Below are 4,985 nucleotides of genomic sequence, written 5' to 3'. Positions count from 1 at the left end.
CGTCATCTTCCATGTAGTCGATTTGTTTTAACCAAAGCATTTCTTCCTGTGTAAGTTTATTCGGATTAAATTCAACACGCATATTACGTCTATCCCAACTATCTGCTTTTACTTTGTCATATTCAATATAAACTTTTTCTTGTAGAGCTTTAGCTTTAAATTTGGTTTGTAGCATATCCCAAAGTCGAATTTGTGGCTCAACACTCATAAATTCAGATAGTTTGTGAGCATTGTTTTTATTAAGATTTCCAACAATAGTCATAGCATCAAAACTTAATTTGGGTTGAGATTTTCCCAAAGTTTGACCACTTAACCGGCTATTAGAGTAGCCGGTTTTAGAGAAATTTATATTTTCGCTTTCTGTACCTTGATTTGAATGAATTTCTTGTTCTTTTTTACTCATAAAAAATCGACTCCTTAATTTTATTTAAGAAGTCGCTCACCCAATTAAGTATACAAATATATATCTTGAAGAATATACAAATATCGTTTAATATCTAGATATACAAATAATAATAAAACATAACTCATTATATTTTATTTAAGGTTGTCGTTCACAAAAACTTTGGTCGGTTTCGGGTGAGCGACTTCTTTGTTTTATTTTGTTATTAATATAACACTACAAAAAGACTTGGTCTAATTAGATTAAGCCTTTAAGTTGTTTTATAGAATTTCTAACTGCTCCATAAAATTTATTCCATCAGAAGAGACCCAATAATCTTTTATCTTTTCATTCTCAATATAAAAAATATCAGTTCCATCAAAACTTATTCTTTTGCCTTCTTTCGCTTTAGCTCCTTCCATATTTCCATTATAACTACCTGTAAAATTCCATCTAGCTGAAATATAATTATTATTAATAATTGGTTCTACAACTAATGACATTTTATATTCTTTAAAATAATATGAACTAGACTTTATTATATCTTTCAATGCAGTAGGACCTTTTAATCTTTTTGAATCTTTCCCATCAGTTCTCGCTTGATGGACCACACAAGCATCATCTGCAATTTCATTAACTATATCTATATCTTTATTCCAAGCTGATATCCATAAATTATATATTTCTTCGTTATTCATAACTTATCACCTCTTTTAATGATTACAAAAAGTATAAAGATTTTTAACGATACTATCAAAAATTTTATAGTTAAAATTGCTTTATTCCAATTCCTCTATTTGCCGATGATTCTGCGCTCCTTAATAATCCTAAAGCTGTCCATCGGTCGATTTGATAGCTGACGCTATCCGACCGCTGGCGCTTTTAGTCTAATTAAGGGCTCTCATCGACAAATAGATTTTCTCGGCATAAATGCGTGCTTAATCTTTAAATTTCGCTCTAATCCATTCGTATAAAACAACAAATGCTATTATTCCGAGTAAATAAGGCACACCATAAGCAATATACCAAACAAATGTCATAAAGCCCTCAGATGCTGCTATTTTGTCTGCTATGACTTTCTGTAGTGTATCTATAGGCAAGAAATTCATAAAGTCACTACCAATTGTCATAATCAAAGCAAATAGCATAAAGACTAACAACATTGCCCCAATACCCGTAAATAATTGCTTTTGTCTTTTTTTATAGTGTTCATGTGACGCTCTTACTTCTTGCAACATACGGTCATTTTCTTCTCTTACTCTGTAAATATCTCTGCCTAATATATCTTTTAATTCTTCTGTATCGACATGTTTTAATTTTTCTTGAAGTACATCTACAAAATCATTACGAATCTTTAAGCTTTTATCTCGAAATTCCTTCGTTGCCTCTTTCAATTCGGACGTTGTTTCTTTGTGTTCTTTCTCTCTGATTTTCTGATTCTCTTGTATCTCTGCTAGATATTTTACGATTAGCTTGTTTTGTCTCTTGAGCTCGTTCAACTCTTCGTTGTTTAAGTTGCTCTGTGTGTTGCTCGACTGCGTCCCAGTTGACCTTGAATCCGTCTGCATATTCGAATTCTCTTTGTTGTTCTTGATGTCTTTCATGCTCATAGTCAATCGCCCCTTTTTCATAATCTGAACCTAGCGTTCTTCCACGCACCCATTTATTTGCATTTTCAGGCTTATATGAGATTGTTTCGCCACGAAGCTTAACTTCTATCCCTTTTTCTTCTAAATGCTCTGAAAACGTCTCTAAATTGCTTGTATGTGCTTTAGCATTTTCAATCTGATCACGCAATTCATCTTTCCAAGAATATTCATCTCTATCAAACACAATGCCTTTTTCTGCTTGCGTGTATCTCATTTTGGCAGTGCCACGTTCTGTCACACTCAAACCATGTTCACGACAGACATTATCATTCTCTTGTTTAACTAATTCACGTTGTTTTTTATTACTTTGATATTTCTTACCCGTTTCTAAATCAACTGAATTAATCACAATATGATTGTGATAATGGTCTTTATCTGTATGCGTATAAACTGCTACTTGATGATTCGGTGCTATCTTCTCGGCTAATTCTAAACCTAGTTGATTACATTGTTCTGGTGTGACTTCGTTAGGTTTAAAAGATTGAATCACTGTATGTGCTTGAATCCCATTTTCTTTGCCATATAAAGCTCTTGTTTGTTTAAAAGCTGACTTTGCATAGTCTACATCACAATTTAAGCCACTCTTTTCTTCTGCACGTTTCTCTGCATAATTAATAGCACGACTTGCCGATTTGGTATTACCTAATTTAGTAGTTGCGATATTCATCACTTCGATTCTTTTTAGGTGCAAAAATTGCTTTTAAAATATGCAAAATCATAACGATAAATAAAAAAGCAATAAACCAAATATTATTAGTAAACCCAGAAAATATAACTAAACCAATGTAAATAAGTGCCAATATACCGATAATAATATTAAAAATTAGTCTCAATTTAGGCTTTTCCATATCTCATCCAACCTTTCACGCACTGTATTGATATTACGTTCTAAAACTGTGTAATCTAGTACTTCATGTTGGTGTTGATTGCAATATTTAGCAATCTGATTCACATTTGCTCCTAATTTAATTGATTGCTCGACTTGCCGATTTGGTATTACCTAATTTAGTTGTTGCCATCTTCATCACTTCGGTTCTTTTTAGGCGCAACTTTATCTCTTAGAATAAGTGTTCCAAAAAACAAAACTGAATAAATAAGTGCCCCAATTTCATTAATATCAATAACCCATATCAAACATATGTAGACAAAAAAGATTAATGCTGCTATCACATTAAAAACAACTCTTAATTTAGTTTTTGCCATATTTCATCCAACCTTTCACGTACTGCATTGATATTATGTTCTAAACCCTCATAATTTGGTGCATCATGTTGATGTTGATTGCAATATTTAGCAATCTGATTCACATTTGCCCCTAATTTACTTAAATCTTTGGCAATCGATTGTCGCGTCTCTTTATCAAATTTGGGCGCTACCAATCGACTCCCATGTGCCTTTTTCTTAACAAAATTCGGCACACTCATATTCAAAGTTTCGGCAGATGACCTTAACTTTTCATATTCGGATTCGCTCACTCTGAAACTAATTTGTTTTGGCTCTTTGCGGTTGGGTTTTCGGTTTTCCCCAACAGACAAATCGCTAGCCAAATTATTATCATGTTCACTCATTCAATCCCACCACGTTTCTTCGAAATATATGACTTTCTATATTTGTAGATTATAGGATAATCAACAAAATTTCAAGTAATAATGTGGTTTGGCAAGCGTCGTATATTCTAGCCACTTCGTTCTGAATATACCGGCTTGATGGGATTAATCCCATACCCTTTATGTTTTTGCTTACGCAAAAAATGAGTGGCAAAATGCTAGCCACTCATAGTTCAAAACCAAATTCAAATTCAAAACCTATGCAACCAAAAATGATGGTTATTATTTATAGTCCTTCTTCAAAATTCCCATATAAATATCAGTACAATATTGCTTATTTATTAATGCACCTTCTCTATCTCTTCCTTCTTCAATAAAACCAACTTTTTTATAAGATTTAATAGCTCTTAGATTATAATCTAATACTCTTAAATAAACTTTATGTAAATCTAAATTATTAAAAGCATATTCAAGTAAAGACTTAGTTACATTACTACCTATTGCTTTAGACCAATAATTTGGATTAAAAATACCAATAGCATACCTAGCCTTGTTATCTTCTTTCTCTAACTTCAAACTAGCTTGCCCAATAAATTTACCATTGTAGTCAATAACCCATTCAAAAGGGTTATTCTTAATTTCTTCAATCATATTTGCAACTTTTTCTTTAGACTTCTTAGTACGATGATCCATACTAGAGCCGTACATTTTTAAAAGTTCTTCATTAAACGGAACAGCTAAATAATCATTAATATCATCATTAATTGCATCACGTAACAATATTCCTTCAGAAACCTGAATCTCTACTTTTTTCAAATTAGAACCTCCTGAAAATTTATAACATCTTAAAAATATAAATTTTATCTCACTTCCAAAATCTAAATTCACGCTGCCAAAATTCAATCTGCTTTTGCAATTGTTTTTCATTCGCTTTTAAAGTCGATTTCATTAAATCAGTTAAATCAACTGGAGATATTTCTTTGATTAAATTCTTAAATTTATACTTAGTATTCTTACTTAGCTTTCCCCACATACTTTCTTCATGTAGCAAAGTATAAACCATAGCTTGCTCGTTAGTTTTTTCTAAAGTAGTCCAAGCTGGTTTCAAAATATGTAAATCATTAAAACAATCATTCCAGTAATCAACCATATCTCTTTTAAGCTCAATTTCTACACGCCACAAATGTTCAGATATAACTTCAACATCTGCATTATCCTTACGTTCCTGTTTTTTATTATAAATTCTAATAAATCTATCACTATCTCTCACGCCGAAATATTTTGTTTCAGGCTTACCATTACGACCGTAAAAGATAGTTTTCTTAACTGATTTATCAGTCATCGCATAATAATCACTTAAATCATCTTCAAAATCAAAAGCTAAATCTAATCTTGTAAAACCGTCAT

Annotated in this window: 8 protein-coding genes and 2 pseudogenes; all 10 read right to left on the bottom strand. The window is 31.7% G+C overall.

Features of this window, described 5'->3' with window-relative positions; all coding sequences use genetic code 11:
* Positions 1 to 403, bottom strand: a pseudogene (locus KA900_RS08480) (replication initiation factor domain-containing protein); the annotation flags it as partial.
* A gap of 260 nt (positions 404 to 663) precedes the next feature.
* A complete protein-coding gene (locus KA900_RS08475) occupies positions 664 to 1,080 on the bottom strand; it encodes an ester cyclase (protein ID WP_210139439.1) in 417 nt (138 codons plus the stop codon).
* Between the two features lie 240 nt (positions 1,081 to 1,320).
* Positions 1,321 to 1,776, bottom strand: coding sequence for a DUF334 domain-containing protein (locus tag KA900_RS08470; protein WP_210139437.1), 456 nt, complete (start codon positions 1,774 to 1,776; stop codon positions 1,321 to 1,323).
* On the bottom strand, positions 1,745 to 2,692 hold the full coding sequence (locus KA900_RS08465; protein WP_210139442.1) for a relaxase/mobilization nuclease domain-containing protein: 948 nt from the start codon (positions 2,690 to 2,692) through the stop codon (positions 1,745 to 1,747). The genes KA900_RS08470 and KA900_RS08465 overlap by 32 nt, the downstream gene beginning before the upstream one ends.
* Complete coding sequence (locus KA900_RS08460; protein WP_210139435.1) at positions 2,679 to 2,879, bottom strand: hypothetical protein; 201 nt, start codon at positions 2,877 to 2,879, stop codon at positions 2,679 to 2,681. Before KA900_RS08460 ends, KA900_RS08465 begins: the two co-directional genes overlap by 14 nt.
* Positions 2,861 to 2,995 (bottom strand): annotated as a pseudogene (locus KA900_RS08455) (MobC domain-containing protein); the annotation flags it as partial. The gene KA900_RS08460 and the pseudogene KA900_RS08455, both read right to left, overlap by 19 nt.
* Positions 2,996 to 3,036: 41 nt before the next feature.
* Complete coding sequence (locus KA900_RS08450; protein ID WP_046467897.1) at positions 3,037 to 3,234, bottom strand: hypothetical protein; 198 nt, start codon at positions 3,232 to 3,234, stop codon at positions 3,037 to 3,039.
* Positions 3,216 to 3,599 (bottom strand): plasmid mobilization protein, encoded by a 384-nt coding sequence (locus KA900_RS08445; RefSeq protein WP_210139434.1) that lies wholly within the window; start codon positions 3,597 to 3,599, stop codon positions 3,216 to 3,218. Before KA900_RS08445 ends, KA900_RS08450 begins: the two co-directional genes overlap by 19 nt.
* A gap of 261 nt (positions 3,600 to 3,860) precedes the next feature.
* Positions 3,861 to 4,394, bottom strand: coding sequence for a GNAT family N-acetyltransferase (locus KA900_RS08440; RefSeq protein ID WP_245339171.1), 534 nt, complete (start codon positions 4,392 to 4,394; stop codon positions 3,861 to 3,863).
* A gap of 49 nt (positions 4,395 to 4,443) precedes the next feature.
* The coding region (locus tag KA900_RS08435) for a replication initiation factor domain-containing protein (protein ID WP_210139432.1) at positions 4,444 to 4,985 on the bottom strand (542 nt) is incomplete at its 5' end.

It is taken from the genome of Staphylococcus sp. GDY8P120P, assembly GCF_017892065.1.
GTDB classification, from domain to species: Bacteria; Bacillota; Bacilli; order Staphylococcales; family Staphylococcaceae; genus Staphylococcus; species Staphylococcus nepalensis.
This window is presented reverse-complemented; position numbering and strand designations above follow the sequence as displayed.

What these genes read in the sequence shown, in the direction of transcription:
- KA900_RS08450 (WP_046467897.1), bottom strand. Translation starts at nt 3,234, where the DNA reads ATGGCAAAAACTAAATTAAGAGTTGTTTTTAATGTGATAGCAGCATTA.
- KA900_RS08460 (WP_210139435.1), bottom strand. Translation starts at nt 2,879, where the DNA reads ATGGAAAAGCCTAAATTGAGACTAATTTTTAATATTATTATCGGTATA.
- KA900_RS08445 (WP_210139434.1), bottom strand. Translation starts at nt 3,599, where the DNA reads ATGAGTGAACATGATAATAATTTGGCTAGCGATTTGTCTGTTGGGGAA.
- KA900_RS08475 (WP_210139439.1), bottom strand. Translation starts at nt 1,080, where the DNA reads ATGAATAACGAAGAAATATATAATTTATGGATATCAGCTTGGAATAAA.